The 14,647-nt window shown below is 49.1% G+C and carries 10 protein-coding genes, 21 tRNA genes and 3 rRNA genes; 32 read left to right on the forward strand and 2 right to left on the reverse strand.

The window, feature by feature from the left end; genetic code table 11:
* Window positions 1–14: 14 nt before the first annotated feature.
* The 32 genes from pabA to ACXN9U_RS00570 all read left to right on the forward strand — a co-directional run bounded on the left by pabA (window position 15) and on the right by ACXN9U_RS00570 (window position 13,082).
* Window positions 15–602: an aminodeoxychorismate/anthranilate synthase component II gene (gene pabA / locus ACXN9U_RS00415; protein WP_438421071.1), complete on the forward strand. Its 588-nt coding sequence runs from the start codon at window positions 15–17 to the stop codon at window positions 600–602.
* Window positions 599–1,483: an aminodeoxychorismate lyase gene (pabC, locus tag ACXN9U_RS00420; RefSeq protein WP_060963758.1), complete on the forward strand. Its 885-nt coding sequence runs from the start codon at window positions 599–601 to the stop codon at window positions 1,481–1,483. The genes pabA and pabC overlap by 4 nt, the downstream gene beginning before the upstream one ends.
* Window positions 1,464–2,321 carry a dihydropteroate synthase gene (gene folP / locus ACXN9U_RS00425; RefSeq protein WP_438421073.1) on the forward strand — a complete coding sequence of 286 codons (858 nt, stop codon included), beginning with the start codon at window positions 1,464–1,466 and terminating at the stop codon, window positions 2,319–2,321. The genes pabC and folP overlap by 20 nt, the downstream gene beginning before the upstream one ends.
* Window positions 2,314–2,676 (forward strand): dihydroneopterin aldolase, encoded by a 363-nt coding sequence (gene folB / locus ACXN9U_RS00430; protein WP_060963756.1) that lies wholly within the window; start codon window positions 2,314–2,316, stop codon window positions 2,674–2,676. The genes folP and folB overlap by 8 nt, the downstream gene beginning before the upstream one ends.
* Entirely contained in the window at window positions 2,673–3,176 is a 504-nt protein-coding gene (gene folK / locus ACXN9U_RS00435; protein ID WP_060963755.1) for a 2-amino-4-hydroxy-6-hydroxymethyldihydropteridine diphosphokinase, read from the forward strand. Before folB ends, folK begins: the two co-directional genes overlap by 4 nt.
* Complete coding sequence (locus ACXN9U_RS00440) at window positions 3,128–3,355, forward strand: helix-turn-helix domain-containing protein (RefSeq protein WP_016936547.1); 228 nt, start codon at window positions 3,128–3,130, stop codon at window positions 3,353–3,355. Before folK ends, ACXN9U_RS00440 begins: the two co-directional genes overlap by 49 nt.
* Window positions 3,355–4,356, forward strand: a complete 1,002-nt coding sequence (gene dusB / locus ACXN9U_RS00445) for a tRNA dihydrouridine synthase DusB (protein ID WP_016936548.1) — start codon at window positions 3,355–3,357, stop codon at window positions 4,354–4,356. The genes ACXN9U_RS00440 and dusB overlap by 1 nt, the downstream gene beginning before the upstream one ends.
* Window positions 4,357–4,447: 91 nt before the next feature.
* Complete coding sequence (gene lysS, locus ACXN9U_RS00450) at window positions 4,448–5,947, forward strand: lysine--tRNA ligase (RefSeq protein WP_016936549.1); 1,500 nt, start codon at window positions 4,448–4,450, stop codon at window positions 5,945–5,947.
* Between the two features lie 392 nt (window positions 5,948–6,339).
* Window positions 6,340–7,889: ribosomal RNA gene (locus ACXN9U_RS00455) — 16S ribosomal RNA — on the forward strand.
* Between the two features lie 174 nt (window positions 7,890–8,063).
* A 23S ribosomal RNA gene (locus ACXN9U_RS00460) occupies window positions 8,064–10,992 on the forward strand.
* A 51-nt stretch (window positions 10,993–11,043) separates the two neighbouring features.
* A 5S ribosomal RNA gene (gene rrf / locus ACXN9U_RS00465) occupies window positions 11,044–11,159 on the forward strand.
* The 16S, 23S and 5S rRNA genes sit together here with 21 tRNA genes alongside, the layout of an rRNA operon.
* A gap of 23 nt (window positions 11,160–11,182) precedes the next feature.
* A tRNA-Val gene (locus tag ACXN9U_RS00470) sits at window positions 11,183–11,258 on the forward strand.
* Between the two features lie 29 nt (window positions 11,259–11,287).
* Window positions 11,288–11,363, forward strand: a tRNA-Thr gene (locus ACXN9U_RS00475).
* A gap of 37 nt (window positions 11,364–11,400) precedes the next feature.
* Window positions 11,401–11,476, forward strand: a tRNA-Lys gene (locus tag ACXN9U_RS00480).
* A gap of 11 nt (window positions 11,477–11,487) precedes the next feature.
* Window positions 11,488–11,571: transfer RNA gene (locus ACXN9U_RS00485), tRNA-Leu, on the forward strand.
* Between the two features lie 9 nt (window positions 11,572–11,580).
* A tRNA-Gly gene (locus tag ACXN9U_RS00490) sits at window positions 11,581–11,655 on the forward strand.
* A 19-nt stretch (window positions 11,656–11,674) separates the two neighbouring features.
* Window positions 11,675–11,760, forward strand: a tRNA-Leu gene (locus ACXN9U_RS00495).
* A gap of 9 nt (window positions 11,761–11,769) precedes the next feature.
* Window positions 11,770–11,846, forward strand: a tRNA-Arg gene (locus ACXN9U_RS00500).
* A gap of 18 nt (window positions 11,847–11,864) precedes the next feature.
* A tRNA-Pro gene (locus tag ACXN9U_RS00505) sits at window positions 11,865–11,941 on the forward strand.
* Between the two features lie 4 nt (window positions 11,942–11,945).
* Window positions 11,946–12,018, forward strand: a tRNA-Ala gene (locus ACXN9U_RS00510).
* Window positions 12,019–12,038: 20 nt separating this feature from the next.
* A tRNA-Met gene (locus ACXN9U_RS00515) sits at window positions 12,039–12,115 on the forward strand.
* 2 nt (window positions 12,116–12,117) lie between these two features.
* Window positions 12,118–12,194, forward strand: a tRNA-Ile gene (locus tag ACXN9U_RS00520).
* A 7-nt stretch (window positions 12,195–12,201) separates the two neighbouring features.
* Window positions 12,202–12,294: transfer RNA gene (locus ACXN9U_RS00525), tRNA-Ser, on the forward strand.
* A gap of 19 nt (window positions 12,295–12,313) precedes the next feature.
* A tRNA-Met gene (locus ACXN9U_RS00530) sits at window positions 12,314–12,390 on the forward strand.
* Between the two features lie 5 nt (window positions 12,391–12,395).
* Window positions 12,396–12,472 (forward strand) — tRNA-Asp (locus ACXN9U_RS00535).
* Window positions 12,473–12,484: 12 nt separating this feature from the next.
* Window positions 12,485–12,560 (forward strand) — tRNA-Phe (locus ACXN9U_RS00540).
* Between the two features lie 20 nt (window positions 12,561–12,580).
* A tRNA-His gene (locus tag ACXN9U_RS00545) sits at window positions 12,581–12,656 on the forward strand.
* A 7-nt stretch (window positions 12,657–12,663) separates the two neighbouring features.
* Window positions 12,664–12,737, forward strand: a tRNA-Gly gene (locus ACXN9U_RS00550).
* Window positions 12,738–12,752: 15 nt separating this feature from the next.
* Window positions 12,753–12,829 (forward strand) — tRNA-Ile (locus ACXN9U_RS00555).
* 9 nt (window positions 12,830–12,838) lie between these two features.
* Window positions 12,839–12,913, forward strand: a tRNA-Asn gene (locus ACXN9U_RS00560).
* 3 nt (window positions 12,914–12,916) lie between these two features.
* A tRNA-Ser gene (locus ACXN9U_RS00565) sits at window positions 12,917–13,007 on the forward strand.
* Window positions 13,008–13,010: 3 nt separating this feature from the next.
* A tRNA-Glu gene (locus ACXN9U_RS00570) sits at window positions 13,011–13,082 on the forward strand.
* A 34-nt stretch (window positions 13,083–13,116) separates the two neighbouring features.
* Here the strand turns inward: ACXN9U_RS00570 and ACXN9U_RS00575 are convergent.
* Window positions 13,117–13,587 carry a TspO/MBR family protein gene (locus ACXN9U_RS00575; RefSeq protein WP_060965116.1) on the reverse strand — a complete coding sequence of 157 codons (471 nt, stop codon included), beginning with the start codon at window positions 13,585–13,587 and terminating at the stop codon, window positions 13,117–13,119.
* A 133-nt stretch (window positions 13,588–13,720) separates the two neighbouring features.
* Window positions 13,721–14,440 carry a TraR/DksA C4-type zinc finger protein gene (locus ACXN9U_RS00580; protein ID WP_489202062.1) on the reverse strand — a complete coding sequence of 240 codons (720 nt, stop codon included), beginning with the start codon at window positions 14,438–14,440 and terminating at the stop codon, window positions 13,721–13,723.
* Between the last annotated feature and the right edge of the window lie 207 nt (window positions 14,441–14,647).

Consider the following 14,647-nt stretch of genomic DNA (forward strand, 5'->3'; position numbering starts at 1 on the left):
TGAGGTGAGCAGAGATGATTTTAATGATTGACAATTATGATTCATTTACGTACAACTTGGTTCAGTATTTGGGTGAGCTGGGGGAGGAACTGATCGTCAGACGGAATGATGAGATTACGATTGAAGAGATAGAAGAGCTGGCGCCGGATTTCTTGATGATTTCACCTGGGCCGTGCAGTCCGGATGAAGCGGGGATCAGCCTCGAGGCCATCAAACATTTTGCCGGCAGCATTCCTATTTTCGGCGTATGTCTCGGACATCAGTCGATTGCACAAGTGTTCGGCGGAGACGTCGTCAGAGCGGAGCGGCTCATGCACGGCAAAACGTCAGACATTATGCATGACGGACAGACGATTTTTAAAGGCCTGCAAAATCCGCTGGCCGCAACCCGGTACCACTCGCTTATTGTTAAAGCGGACACATTGCCGGACTGCTTTACGGTATCCGCTCAAACCAAAGAAGGAGAAATTATGGCAATCCGCCATAATGAGCTGCCTGTTGAAGGTGTTCAGTTCCATCCGGAATCCATCATGACCTCCTTCGGCAAAGAGATGCTCAGAAACTTTATTGAGACACACCGCAAGAAGGAAGTGACGGTGTGATTATATATTTGAATGGTCAATATATAGAGGAGAAAGAAGCGGCGCTTTCTCCTTTTGACCATGGTTATCTGTACGGAATCGGCGCGTTTGAGACGTTCAGGCTTTATAACGGCCGGCCGTTTTTGCCGGATGCGCATGTCGCCAGGCTCAACAGGGCGCTTCGGGATTTGCAGATTGCGTACGAGGTGAATAAACAGGAGCTGCTTGATATGCTTGCAAGCCTGTTGCTCCTCAATGACATCAAGGACGGCAGCGCGCGTGTCCGGCTTAACGTCTCGGCAGGCGTCAGTGATAAAGGATTTACCGCCCAGACTTATGACAAGCCGACCGTCCTTTGTTTCGTCAGCCGGCTTAATCCGGAAGCTTTGCCTCTTGAAAAAGAAGGCAAACTTCTCTCTGTCCGGAGAAACACACCTGAAGGATCTTTTCGGTTAAAATCCCATCACTATTTAAACAATATGTATGCTAAACAAGAAATCGGCAATGATCCGAATCTTGAAGGGATTTTTCTGACCCGAGAAGGAGATGTCGCGGAAGGCATTGTCTCCAATGTGTTTTGGCGAAAAGGAGACAAGGTCTTTACGCCATCCTTGGATACAGGCATTCTCGACGGGGTAACGAGGCAGTTTGTCATTGGTGAATTGAAACGGCAGGGGACAGAGGTTGCCGAAGGCCGGTTCCGTTTTCAATCAATGCTTGAAGCGGATGAAGCGTGGATGACAAACTCCGTGCTTGAAATTATCCCGTTTTCTAAAATAGAGGAAGTGCCGCTGCCCGGAGTGAGCGGAAAAACGGTGCAATTGCTCCGCAAGCAGTATCAGCAGGAAATAAACAAAATGAATGTAAAGGAGGAGGAACAAAATGGCGCAGCAAACGATTGAACAGCCTAAACTGATTCATACAAAAAAAGGCGCTTTATCCTATAAAGAGAAGACACTCGTTATGGGAATTTTAAATGTAACGCCAGACTCCTTCTCTGACGGCGGAAAATACGATAGTACGGAAAGAGCGCTTCTGCATGCGGCGAAGATGGCTGAAGAAGGGGCGCATATCATAGATATCGGCGGCGAATCGACAAGGCCCGGCGCATCACTCGTGTCGGCTGATGAAGAACTGTCGCGTGTAATCCCCGCTATAGAACGGATCACAAGCGAACTGGACGTTCCGATTTCAATTGATACGTACAAAGCGTCCGTGGCTGACGAAGCGGTGAAAGCGGGCGCCTCTATCATCAATGATATCTGGGGGGCGAAAGGCGACCCTGACATGGCGCCGGTAGCAGCTAAACACGGAGTTCCGATTATCTTAATGCATAATCGCAAAGAAAGAAATTATAACGATCTTATTCCTGATATGCTTGCAGATTTAATGGAAAGCGTAAAAATTGCCGCGGATGCCGGTGTTTCAGATGAAAATATGATTCTGGATCCGGGGATCGGCTTTGCGAAAAACTATGAGGACAATCTGGCTGTCATGAATAAGCTGGAAGTGTTCAGCGGGTTAGGTTATCCGCTGCTCCTGGCGACATCAAGAAAAAGATTCATCGGCCATGTGCTTGACCTCCCTCCTGAGGAACGTGCCGAGGGGACAGGGGCGACAGTATGCCTTGGCGTCCAGAAAGGCTGCGACATTGTGAGGGTGCATGATGTCAAAGGGATCGCAAGAATGACTAAGATGATGGATGCTATGTTGAACAAGGGAGGCGCGCATTATGGATAAAGTATATGTAGAAGGTATGGAGTTTTACGGATATCACGGTGTGTTCGAAGAAGAAAACAAACTCGGCCAGCGTTTCAAAGTAGACCTGACTGCCGAACTGGACTTGAGCAAAGCGGGACAAACAGATGACCTTTCTTACACTATTAACTATGCGGAGCTGTACAGCGTCTGCCGCGGCATCGTTGAGGGCGAGCCCGTCAATTTGGTCGAGACGCTTGCGGAGCGGATCGCGGACACCGTTCTTAAGAAATTTGAGCCGGTGCAGCAATGTACGGTAAAGGTTGTTAAGCCTGATCCGCCGATTCCCGGCCATTATAAATCAGTAGCCATAGAAATGACGAGAACGAAATCATGAACAACACGGCATATATTGGTCTCGGCTCTAACATGGGCGACCGTGAACGTTACTTGCGGCGGGCAGTGGCCATGCTCGGCCGGCATGATGACGTGACGGTGTCAAAGGTATCCTCCATATATGAGACTGATCCCGTGGGTTATGAAGATCAAGATCAGTTTCTCAATATGGCCGTTGAAGTGAAGACGTCATTAACTCCTTTCGAACTTCTTGACGTGACGCAGAGCATTGAAGCTGAATTAGGCAGAACGAGAGAAATCCGCTGGGGGCCGCGAACGGCAGACCTTGACATTTTGCTGTATAATCGTGAAAATATTGAAACAGAGCGGCTGATTGTTCCGCATCCGAGAATGTACGAGCGCTTATTTGTCCTTGCGCCGTTAAAAGAAATTTGTCCGCAGGCGGATCATATCACGATCAGCGATGAAACAAACCAAGAAGGTGTAAGCGTATGGAAGCAGAAATCTGGGGTAGACGAATTCGTGCATTCAGAAAGCTGAAGGGGTATACTCAAGAAGGGTTTGCAAAAGCGATAGGTATTTCAGTTTCCATTCTCGGCGAGATTGAACGCGGAAACCGTTTGCCGTCAGCTTCGATCATTCGTGACGCTGCTGATGCTTTAAATATAAGCGCGGAGGAATTGGCTCCGCCTGAAAATGCAGGAAAGGAGGACGAATAGTGTTTAAAATCGGTGATATTGAATTAAAAAACAGAGTGGTTCTTGCTCCGATGGCCGGAGTCTGTAACGCCGCATTCCGTCTTACCGTTAAAGAATTCGGAGCGGGACTCGTATGTGCGGAAATGGTCAGTGACAAAGCCATTCTGTACAACAACGCGAAAACAATGGGAATGCTCTACATCGAGGAGAGAGAAAAACCTCTCAGCCTGCAGATTTTCGGAGGGAAGAAAGAAACCCTTGTAGAAGCGGCTAAGTTTGTCGATCAAAATACGACGGCAGATATTATTGATATTAACATGGGATGCCCTGTGCCGAAGATTACAAAATGCGACGCGGGAGCAAAATGGCTTCTCGATCCGAATAAAATTTATGAAATGGTATCCGCAGTAGTAGATGCTGTTGATAAGCCCGTAACGGTGAAGATGAGAATGGGCTGGGATGAAGATCACATTTATGCCGTGAAAAACGCCCAGGCTGTTGAACGCGCCGGCGGAAAAGCTGTTGCGATGCACGGACGCACAAGAGTGCAAATGTATGAAGGCACTGCGAACTGGGATATCATTAAAGAAGTAAAGCAATCCGTCTCTATTCCTGTGATCGGAAACGGCGATGTCAAAACGCCTCAGGACGCGAAACGCATGCTCGAGGAAACCGGTGTTGACGGCGTCATGATCGGCCGTGCCGCACTCGGCAACCCGTGGATGATTTACCGTACGGTTCAGTACCTTGAAACCGGTGAGTTAAAAGACGAACCGAAAGTCCGTGAAAAAATGTCAGTATGCAAACTGCACCTTGACCGCCTGATTAACTTAAAAGGTGAAAAGGTAGCGGTAAGAGAAATGAGAAAGCACGCTGCATGGTATTTGAAAGGCGTAAAAGGCAATGCGAATGTTCGCAATGAAATCAATCAATGTGAGACAAGAGAAGAGTTTGTACAACTTTTAGATGCATTTACGGTTGAAGTTGAGACGAAAGAGCTTCAAAACGCAAAAGTAGGATAATACTCACCTCTATTTGCTGCTCACTGCTAGTTTTGTGCTGGCAGTTTTTCTGCTTTTTTCATGAAACAATATCTGTAATGGAGTGATAACAATGAGTCAAGAAGAGCAAAATCATGAGGAATTGAACGACCAGCTGCAAGTCAGACGCGATAAAATGAACCAGCTGAGAGAAAACGGCATTGATCCTTTCGGCGAACGCTTCGAGAGAACACATCAATCTCAGCAGATCATTGACGCCTACCAAGAGCTTTCTAAAGAAGAACTGGAAGAAAAAGCGATTGAAGTTACCATTGCAGGCCGTATGATGACAAAGCGCGGAAAAGGAAAAGCCGGCTTTGCCCACCTGCAGGACTTAGAGGGTCAAATTCAAATTTACGTAAGAAAAGACAGTGTCGGCGAAGAACAATATGAAATCTTTAAATCCTCAGACCTCGGAGACGTTATCGGCATCACCGGGAAAGTTTTCAAAACAAACGTAGGCGAGCTGTCTGTCAAAGCGACATCTTTTGAATTGCTGACAAAAGCACTGCGTCCTCTTCCTGATAAATATCATGGATTAAAAGATGTTGAACAGCGTTACCGTCAGCGCTATCTTGACCTGATCGTAAACCCTGACAGCAAACAAACATTTATCACACGCAGCAAAATCATCCAAGCGATGAGAAGATACTTAGATGACCATGGATACTTAGAAGTCGAAACACCTACAATGCACAGCATACCGGGTGGAGCGTCTGCGCGCCCGTTCATCACGCATCATAACGCGCTGGATATGCCTCTTTATATGCGTATTGCGATTGAGCTTCATCTGAAACGCCTGATTGTCGGCGGGCTGGAAAAAGTCTACGAAATCGGACGCGTGTTCCGTAATGAAGGTGTTTCTACACGCCACAACCCTGAATTCACGATGATCGAACTGTATGAAGCGTATGCCGATTATAAGGACATTATGAGCCTGACGGAAAACCTCGTTGCACATATTGCGCAGGAAGTACTGGGAAGCACCACGATCCAGTACGGTGAAGAGCAGATTGATCTGAAACCTGAATGGAAACGACTCCATATGGTAGATGCGGTCAAAGAAGCTACAGGCGTAGATTTCTGGAATGAGATGACTGTTGAAGAAGCGCGCGGCCATGCAAAAGAACATGGTATCGAGATCACAAACTCAATGACGGTGGGCCATATCATTAATGAATTCTTCGAACAAAAAATTGAAGAAACACTCATTCAGCCGACATTTATTTACGGCCACCCTGTAGAGATTTCGCCTCTTGCTAAGAAAAATCCTGAGGATCCGCGCTTTACAGACCGTTTTGAGCTGTTTATCGTCGGCCGTGAGCACGCTAACGCATTTACGGAGCTGAATGACCCTATCGACCAAAGAGAACGCTTTGAAGCACAATTAAAAGAAAGAGAAGAAGGAAACGATGAAGCGCATATGATGGATGAAGACTTCGTTGAAGCTCTTGAGTACGGCATGCCGCCGACCGGAGGATTAGGTATCGGCATCGACCGCCTTGTCATGCTGTTAACAAATGCTCCGTCTATCAGAGACGTTTTATTATTCCCTCAAATGAGACATCGCTAATAGAAGGGAAGGCGCCGTTTCTGCATATCGCAGTACGGCGCTTTTTTAGAAACAAGCCGTCCATAAAGCTTTTTTGATTTTCTTTTAAAAAACTATTGCACTATTATTTGTGAGGTGGTATATTATTATTCGTTGCCGCTAAACAAGGCGCTGACGAAAAAAAGAAATTTAAAAAGTTATTGACTTCAAGAGATTGATAAGATATAATAATAAAGTCGCTTGAACGAAAGACAAAATGATCTTTGAAAACTAAACAAGACAAAACGTACCTGTTAATTCAAAGTTTTAAATAAATCGCACAGCGATGTGCGTAGTCAGTCAAACTAAGGTCTGCACGATGCAGATCACACAGACGTTACTGCAGGATGCAGTGAACTTAGTCTGTGATCCATTTATCGGAGAGTTTGATCCTGGCTCAGGACGAACGCTGGCGGCGTGCCTAATACATGCAAGTCGAGCGGACAGATGGGAGCTTGCTCCCTGATGTTAGCGGCGGACGGGTGAGTAACACGTGGGTAACCTGCCTGTAAGACTGGGATAACTCCGGGAAACCGGGGCTAATACCGGATGCTTGTTTGAACCGCATGGTTCAGACAAAAAAGGTGGCTTCGGCTACCACTTACAGATGGACCCGCGGCGCATTAGCTAGTTGGTGAGGTAACGGCTCACCAAGGCGACGATGCGTAGCCGACCTGAGAGGGTGATCGGCCACACTGGGACTGAGACACGGCCCAGACTCCTACGGGAGGCAGCAGTAGGGAATCTTCCGCAATGGACGAAAGTCTGACGGAGCAACGCCGCGTGAGTGATGAAGGTTTTCGGATCGTAAAGCTCTGTTGTTAGGGAAGAACAAGTGCCGTTCAAATAGGGCGGCACCTTGACGGTACCTAACCAGAAAGCCACGGCTAACTACGTGCCAGCAGCCGCGGTAATACGTAGGTGGCAAGCGTTGTCCGGAATTATTGGGCGTAAAGGGCTCGCAGGCGGTTTCTTAAGTCTGATGTGAAAGCCCCCGGCTCAACCGGGGAGGGTCATTGGAAACTGGGGAACTTGAGTGCAGAAGAGGAGAGTGGAATTCCACGTGTAGCGGTGAAATGCGTAGAGATGTGGAGGAACACCAGTGGCGAAGGCGACTCTCTGGTCTGTAACTGACGCTGAGGAGCGAAAGCGTGGGGAGCGAACAGGATTAGATACCCTGGTAGTCCACGCCGTAAACGATGAGTGCTAAGTGTTAGGGGGTTTCCGCCCCTTAGTGCTGCAGCTAACGCATTAAGCACTCCGCCTGGGGAGTACGGTCGCAAGACTGAAACTCAAAGGAATTGACGGGGGCCCGCACAAGCGGTGGAGCATGTGGTTTAATTCGAAGCAACGCGAAGAACCTTACCAGGTCTTGACATCCTCTGACAACCCTAGAGATAGGACGTCCCCTTCGGGGGCAGAGTGACAGGTGGTGCATGGTTGTCGTCAGCTCGTGTCGTGAGATGTTGGGTTAAGTCCCGCAACGAGCGCAACCCTTGATCTTAGTTGCCAGCATTCAGTTGGGCACTCTAAGGTGACTGCCGGTGACAAACCGGAGGAAGGTGGGGATGACGTCAAATCATCATGCCCCTTATGACCTGGGCTACACACGTGCTACAATGGACAGAACAAAGGGCAGCGAAACCGCGAGGTTAAGCCAATCCCACAAATCTGTTCTCAGTTCGGATCGCAGTCTGCAACTCGACTGCGTGAAGCTGGAATCGCTAGTAATCGCGGATCAGCATGCCGCGGTGAATACGTTCCCGGGCCTTGTACACACCGCCCGTCACACCACGAGAGTTTGTAACACCCGAAGTCGGTGAGGTAACCTTTATGGAGCCAGCCGCCGAAGGTGGGACAGATGATTGGGGTGAAGTCGTAACAAGGTAGCCGTATCGGAAGGTGCGGCTGGATCACCTCCTTTCTAAGGATTTTAACGGAATATAAGACCTTGGGTCTTATAAACAGAACGTTCCCTGTCTTGTTTAGTTTTGAAGGATCATTCGATTCTTCGAGATAATGTTCTTTGAAAACTAGATAACAGAAGTAATTCACATTCAATTGTAATGCAAGATATCACGTAGTGATTCTTTTTAACGGTTAAGTTAGAAAGGGCGCACGGTGGATGCCTTGGCACTAGGAGCCGATGAAGGACGGGACGAACACCGATATGCTTCGGGGAGCTGTAAGCAAGCTTTGATCCGGAGATTTCCGAATGGGGAAACCCACCACTCGTAATGGAGTGGTATCCATATCTGAATACATAGGATATGAGAAGGCAGACCCGGGGAACTGAAACATCTAAGTACCCGGAGGAAGAGAAAGCAAATGCGATTCCCTGAGTAGCGGCGAGCGAAACGGGATCAGCCCAAACCAAGAGGCTTGCCTCTTGGGGTTGTAGGACTCTCTGTACGGAGTTACAAAGGAACGAGGTAGATGAAGAGGTCTGGAAAGGCCCGCCATAGGAGGTAACAGCCCTGTAGTCAAAACTTCGTTCTCTCCAGAGTGGATCCTGAGTACGGCGGAACACGTGAAATTCCGTCGGAATCCGGGAGGACCATCTCCCAAGGCTAAATACTCCCTAGTGACCGATAGTGAACCAGTACCGTGAGGGAAAGGTGAAAAGCACCCCGGAAGGGGAGTGAAATAGATCCTGAAACCGTGTGCCTACAAGTAGTCAGAGCCCGTTAACGGGTGATGGCGTGCCTTTTGTAGAATGAACCGGCGAGTTACGATTCCGTGCAAGGTTAAGCAGAAGATGCGGAGCCGCAGCGAAAGCGAGTCTGAATAGGGCGCATGAGTACGTGGTCGTAGACCCGAAACCAGGTGATCTACCCATGTCCAGGGTGAAGTTCAGGTAACACTGAATGGAGGCCCGAACCCACGCACGTTGAAAAGTGCGGGGATGAGGTGTGGGTAGGGGTGAAATGCCAATCGAACCTGGAGATAGCTGGTTCTCTCCGAAATAGCTTTAGGGCTAGCCTCAAGGTAAGAGTCTCGGAGGTAGAGCACTGATTGGACTAGGGGCCCCTACCGGGTTACCGAATTCAGTCAAACTCCGAATGCCGATGACTTATCCTTGGGAGTCAGACTGCGAGTGATAAGATCCGTAGTCGAAAGGGAAACAGCCCAGACCGCCAGCTAAGGTCCCAAAGTATACGTTAAGTGGAAAAGGATGTGGAGTTGCTTAGACAACCAGGATGTTGGCTTAGAAGCAGCCACCATTTAAAGAGTGCGTAATAGCTCACTGGTCGAGTGACTCTGCGCCGAAAATGTACCGGGGCTAAACGTATCACCGAAGCTGCGGACTGTTCTTCGAACAGTGGTAGGAGAGCGTTCTAAGGGCTGTGAAGCAAGACCGGAAGGACTTGTGGAGCGCTTAGAAGTGAGAATGCCGGTATGAGTAGCGAAAGACGGGTGAGAATCCCGTCCACCGAATGCCTAAGGTTTCCTGAGGAAGGCTCGTCCGCTCAGGGTTAGTCGGGACCTAAGCCGAGGCCGAAAGGCGTAGGCGATGGATAACAGGTTGATATTCCTGTACCACCTCCTCACCATTTGAGCAATGGGGGGACGCAGGAGGATAGGGTAAGCGCGGTATTGGATATCCGCGTCCAAGCAGTTAGGCTGGGAAATAGGTAAATCCGTTTCCCGTGAAGGCTGAGCTGTGATGGCGAGCGAATTATAGTAGCGAAGTTCCTGATTCCACACTGCCAAGAAAAGCCTCTAGCGAGGTGAGAGGTGCCCGTACCGCAAACCGACACAGGTAGGCGAGGAGAGAATCCTAAGGTGATCGAGAGAACTCTCGTTAAGGAACTCGGCAAAATGACCCCGTAACTTCGGGAGAAGGGGTGCTCTGTTAGGGTGCAAGCCCGAGAGAGCCGCAGTGAATAGGCCCAGGCGACTGTTTAGCAAAAACACAGGTCTCTGCGAAGCCGTAAGGCGAAGTATAGGGGCTGACGCCTGCCCGGTGCTGGAAGGTTAAGAGGAGCGCTTAGCGTAAGCGAAGGTGCGAATTGAAGCCCCAGTAAACGGCGGCCGTAACTATAACGGTCCTAAGGTAGCGAAATTCCTTGTCGGGTAAGTTCCGACCCGCACGAAAGGCGCAACGATCTGGGCACTGTCTCAACGAGAGACTCGGTGAAATTATAGTACCTGTGAAGATGCAGGTTACCCGCGACAGGACGGAAAGACCCCGTGGAGCTTTACTGCAGCCTGATATTGAATGTTGGTACAGCTTGTACAGGATAGGTAGGAGACTTGGAAACCGGAGCGCCAGCTTCGGTGGAGGCATCGGTGGGATACTACCCTGGCTGTATTGACCTTCTAACCCGCCGCCCTTATCGGGCGGGGAGACAGTGTCAGGTGGGCAGTTTGACTGGGGCGGTCGCCTCCTAAAAGGTAACGGAGGCGCCCAAAGGTTCCCTCAGAATGGTTGGAAATCATTCGCAGAGTGTAAAGGCACAAGGGAGCTTGACTGCGAGACCTACAAGTCGAGCAGGGACGAAAGTCGGGCTTAGTGATCCGGTGGTTCCGCATGGAAGGGCCATCGCTCAACGGATAAAAGCTACCCCGGGGATAACAGGCTTATCTCCCCCAAGAGTCCACATCGACGGGGAGGTTTGGCACCTCGATGTCGGCTCATCGCATCCTGGGGCTGTAGTCGGTCCCAAGGGTTGGGCTGTTCGCCCATTAAAGCGGTACGCGAGCTGGGTTCAGAACGTCGTGAGACAGTTCGGTCCCTATCCGTCGCGGGCGCAGGAAATTTGAGAGGAGCTGTCCTTAGTACGAGAGGACCGGGATGGACGCACCGCTGGTGTACCAGTTGTTCTGCCAAGGGCATCGCTGGGTAGCTATGTGCGGACGGGATAAGTGCTGAAAGCATCTAAGCATGAAGCCCCCCTCAAGATGAGATTTCCCATTCCGCAAGGAAGTAAGATCCCTGAAAGATGATCAGGTTGATAGGTCTGAGGTGGAAGTGTGGCGACACATGGAGCTGACAGATACTAATCGATCGAGGACTTAACCATTTTTGAATGTATGCTTACTGTTATCTAGTTTTGAGAGAACACTCTCAATGGTTTGGTGGCGATAGCGAAGAGGTCACACCCGTTCCCATACCGAACACGGAAGTTAAGCTCTTCAGCGCCGATGGTAGTCGGGGGTTTCCCCCTGTGAGAGTAGGACGCCGCCAAGCCATTACACGTAAGTGTAATATATGGAGGATTAGCTCAGCTGGGAGAGCATCTGCCTTACAAGCAGAGGGTCGGCGGTTCGAGCCCGTCATCCTCCACCATTTCTATTATACATAAGTTGGCGTATTAGGCCGGTGTAGCTCAATTGGTAGAGCAACTGACTTGTAATCAGTAGGTTGGGGGTTCAAGTCCTCTTGCCGGCACCACTTTTATATGTTATACTATATAAGTCTCTTGTAAAAAGAGCCATTAGCTCAGTTGGTAGAGCATCTGACTTTTAATCAGAGGGTCGAAGGTTCGAGTCCTTCATGGCTCACCATGTTTTTTCTTGCGGATGTGGCGGAATTGGCAGACGCGCTAGAATCAGGCTCTAGTGTCTTTACAGACGTGGGGGTTCAAGTCCCTTCATCCGCATTGCCAAACGCGGAAGTAGTTCAGTGGTAGAACATCACCTTGCCAAGGTGGGGGTCGCGGGTTCGAATCCCGTCTTCCGCTCCAACTAAACTATACCATCCATGCCGGGGTGGTGGAATTGGCAGACACACAGGACTTAAAATCCTGCGGTAGGTGACTACCGTGCCGGTTCAAGTCCGGCCCTCGGCACTTATTGTTGCGCCCGTAGCTCAATTGGATAGAGCGTTTGACTACGGATCAAAAGGTTAGGGGTTCGACTCCTCTCGGGCGCGCCATACATACTTTTGAAAAATCGGGAAGTAGCTCAGCTTGGTAGAGCACATGGTTTGGGACCATGGGGTCGCAGGTTCGAATCCTGTCTTCCCGACCACTTTGGGGCCTTAGCTCAGCTGGGAGAGCGCCTGCTTTGCACGCAGGAGGTCAGCGGTTCGATCCCGCTAGGCTCCACTTGATTTTAATTGTTTTTTGGCGGTGTAGCTCAGCTGGCTAGAGCGTACGGTTCATACCCGTGAGGTCGGGGGTTCGATCCCCTCCGCCGCTACCATTGGACCTTTAGCTCAGTTGGTTAGAGCAGACGGCTCATAACCGTCCGGTCGTAGGTTCGAGTCCTACAAGGTCCACCACTTATACGGAGGAATACCCAAGTCTGGCTGAAGGGATCGGTCTTGAAAACCGACAGGGGTGTCAAAGCCCGCGGGGGTTCGAATCCCTCTTCCTCCGCCATATCTAATTTAATCATCATCGCGGGGTGGAGCAGTTCGGTAGCTCGTCGGGCTCATAACCCGAAGGTCGCAGGTTCAAATCCTGCCCCCGCAACCAAAAATGGTCCGGTAGTTCAGTTGGTTAGAATGCCTGCCTGTCACGCAGGAGGTCGCGGGTTCGAGTCCCGTCCGGACCGCCATTTATATAAAAAGGCTCGGTAGCTCAGTTGGTAGAGCAACGGACTGAAAATCCGTGTGTCGGCGGTTCGATTCCGTCCCGAGCCACCATTTTAATTTAATATGTTTTGGCGGTTGTGGCGAAGTGGTTAACGCACCAGATTGTGGCTCTGGCACTCGTGGGTTCGATTCCCATCAATCGCCCCAAACAAATGCGGGTGTAGTTTAGTGGTAAAACCTCAGCCTTCCAAGCTGATGTCGTGGGTTCGATTCCCATCACCCGCTCCATTTTTATATTGTCGTGGGCCTGTAGCTCAGCTGGTTAGAGCGCACGCCTGATAAGCGTGAGGTCGGTGGTTCGAGTCCACTCAGGCCCACCATGATAATTTTCCACAGTAGCTCAGTGGTAGAGCTATCGGCTGTTAACCGATCGGTCGCAGGTTCGAATCCTGCCTGTGGAGCCATATGGAGAAGTACTCAAGTGGCTGAAGAGGCGCCCCTGCTAAGGGTGTAGGTCGTGTAAGCGGCGCGAGGGTTCAAATCCCTCCTTCTCCGCCATAAGGCCCGTTGGTCAAGCGGTTAAGACACCGCCCTTTCACGGCGGTAACACGGGTTCGAATCCCGTACGGGTCATTAAAAAACCTTGCATACTATGCAAGGTTTTTTATTATGAGTTCATAGTGTAAATGGTAAAAGACAGGTATGTGGCAAAAGCGCTCCATAATAAATAAGGAACCAAAAGCCAGGCTGAAGCTTTGCTGTATTTACCGGCAATCATCAATAGAATGAGTGTTGTAACGGCTACAAGCAGGCAATCGATAGATGCAGCAAGCAAATTTTTCTGTGTGAATTGAAAAAAGCTGAAGCCTTGATTCGCGATATAATTGATGAGAAGCATCAACCAGAAAGCTTTGGATTCTTTACATGAGAACTTTACGTATACCAAGGCTGCTGACAGGGAGATAAGCGCAAACAAAACCGCCCATATGATGCCTATCACTGATCCGCTCGGCGTCCAGTCAGGTTTTTGAAGCGCGTCGTACCATTCCCGATCTACGGGAAAGAGAAACCCCGCTAAGGAAAACAAGGCATATGTAATGATAAATACAATGATCGCACCGATATACTTCTTTTTCATCTCTTCCCTCCATTGTTCAATGTCATTCCCGATTTTGGAAAGGTCAAACCTTTTTGAGAGCCATGCACCATTAAGTGTATGAGTTTCCATTGCAAAAATGCAACAAATGTAAAAACCCCGGTAAGCCGGGGTTTTAGTCAGCATGAAGATCGCCGAAAGTCGTCATAATTCCTTCTTCGTCCAGTTCTTGTTCATATTTTTCGTGGTCTCTGCTTGGATACACGGAAATGTTTTTTCCGGTAATATCTGTGGCGATAAAATTTTCATAATCCTCAACATAGCCGATGTTTTCTTCTGAGTTCATTGTCATATCGTTGTAGCTGAGAGGCGGAACCTCTAAATCTTGAGGTGTTTCTGAGTTTCCGTATTCCTCTACATCCTGATATGAGTCTTCACTATCGTAAGGCGGCCGTATTGATTCATCATCATCAAATTCAAACTGTCCGAACGGTGTTTCCTCTTCAATCGGCCTGTCTTTAGAAACGGCATCCTGAGAGGAATATTCCGCCAAGGTGGTAGCCGTCGGCAGAGCTTCCAGTCTGTCATAAGGGATTTCCTTGCCGCTGACTTCACAAATACCGTATGTGCCGTTTTCAATTTGTTTCAGGGAGTAATCAATGTCGCGTAGGTGCTCCCGTTCATGGTCGAGGAGCGCCAGATCTTTTTCACGCTCGTATAATTCAGTCGCCTGATCGCCGGGATGATTGTCATAGGAAGACAATTCGCCGGATGACTGATACGGGAATTCATCTGTTAATTGAAATTGGTCATTTTCTTTAAAACGGTTTAAGATATCATGTTTGGCTTCTTCGAGTTCTTTTTTCAAGTGTGTGATCTGTTCGTTTGTAAGCACATCATTCCCTCGTTTCTATGTGATGCTTATGACTGTTAGTATGAACGTTTTTGTGCAGAAAAATGGTGGATAAAAATGGTCGTTTTCCCACAGTAAAGTAAAGGTTACAGTGATTGCCGAGAGTGGGGAAAGAAAATTCAAGTTTGTTTCTTTATTCATTTGCGCAAAAAGGTTTATAATAAGAAATGCAGGCATTTTGTCGTGCGC

The sequence above is a fragment of the Bacillus sp. BACIII genome, from assembly GCF_057836745.1.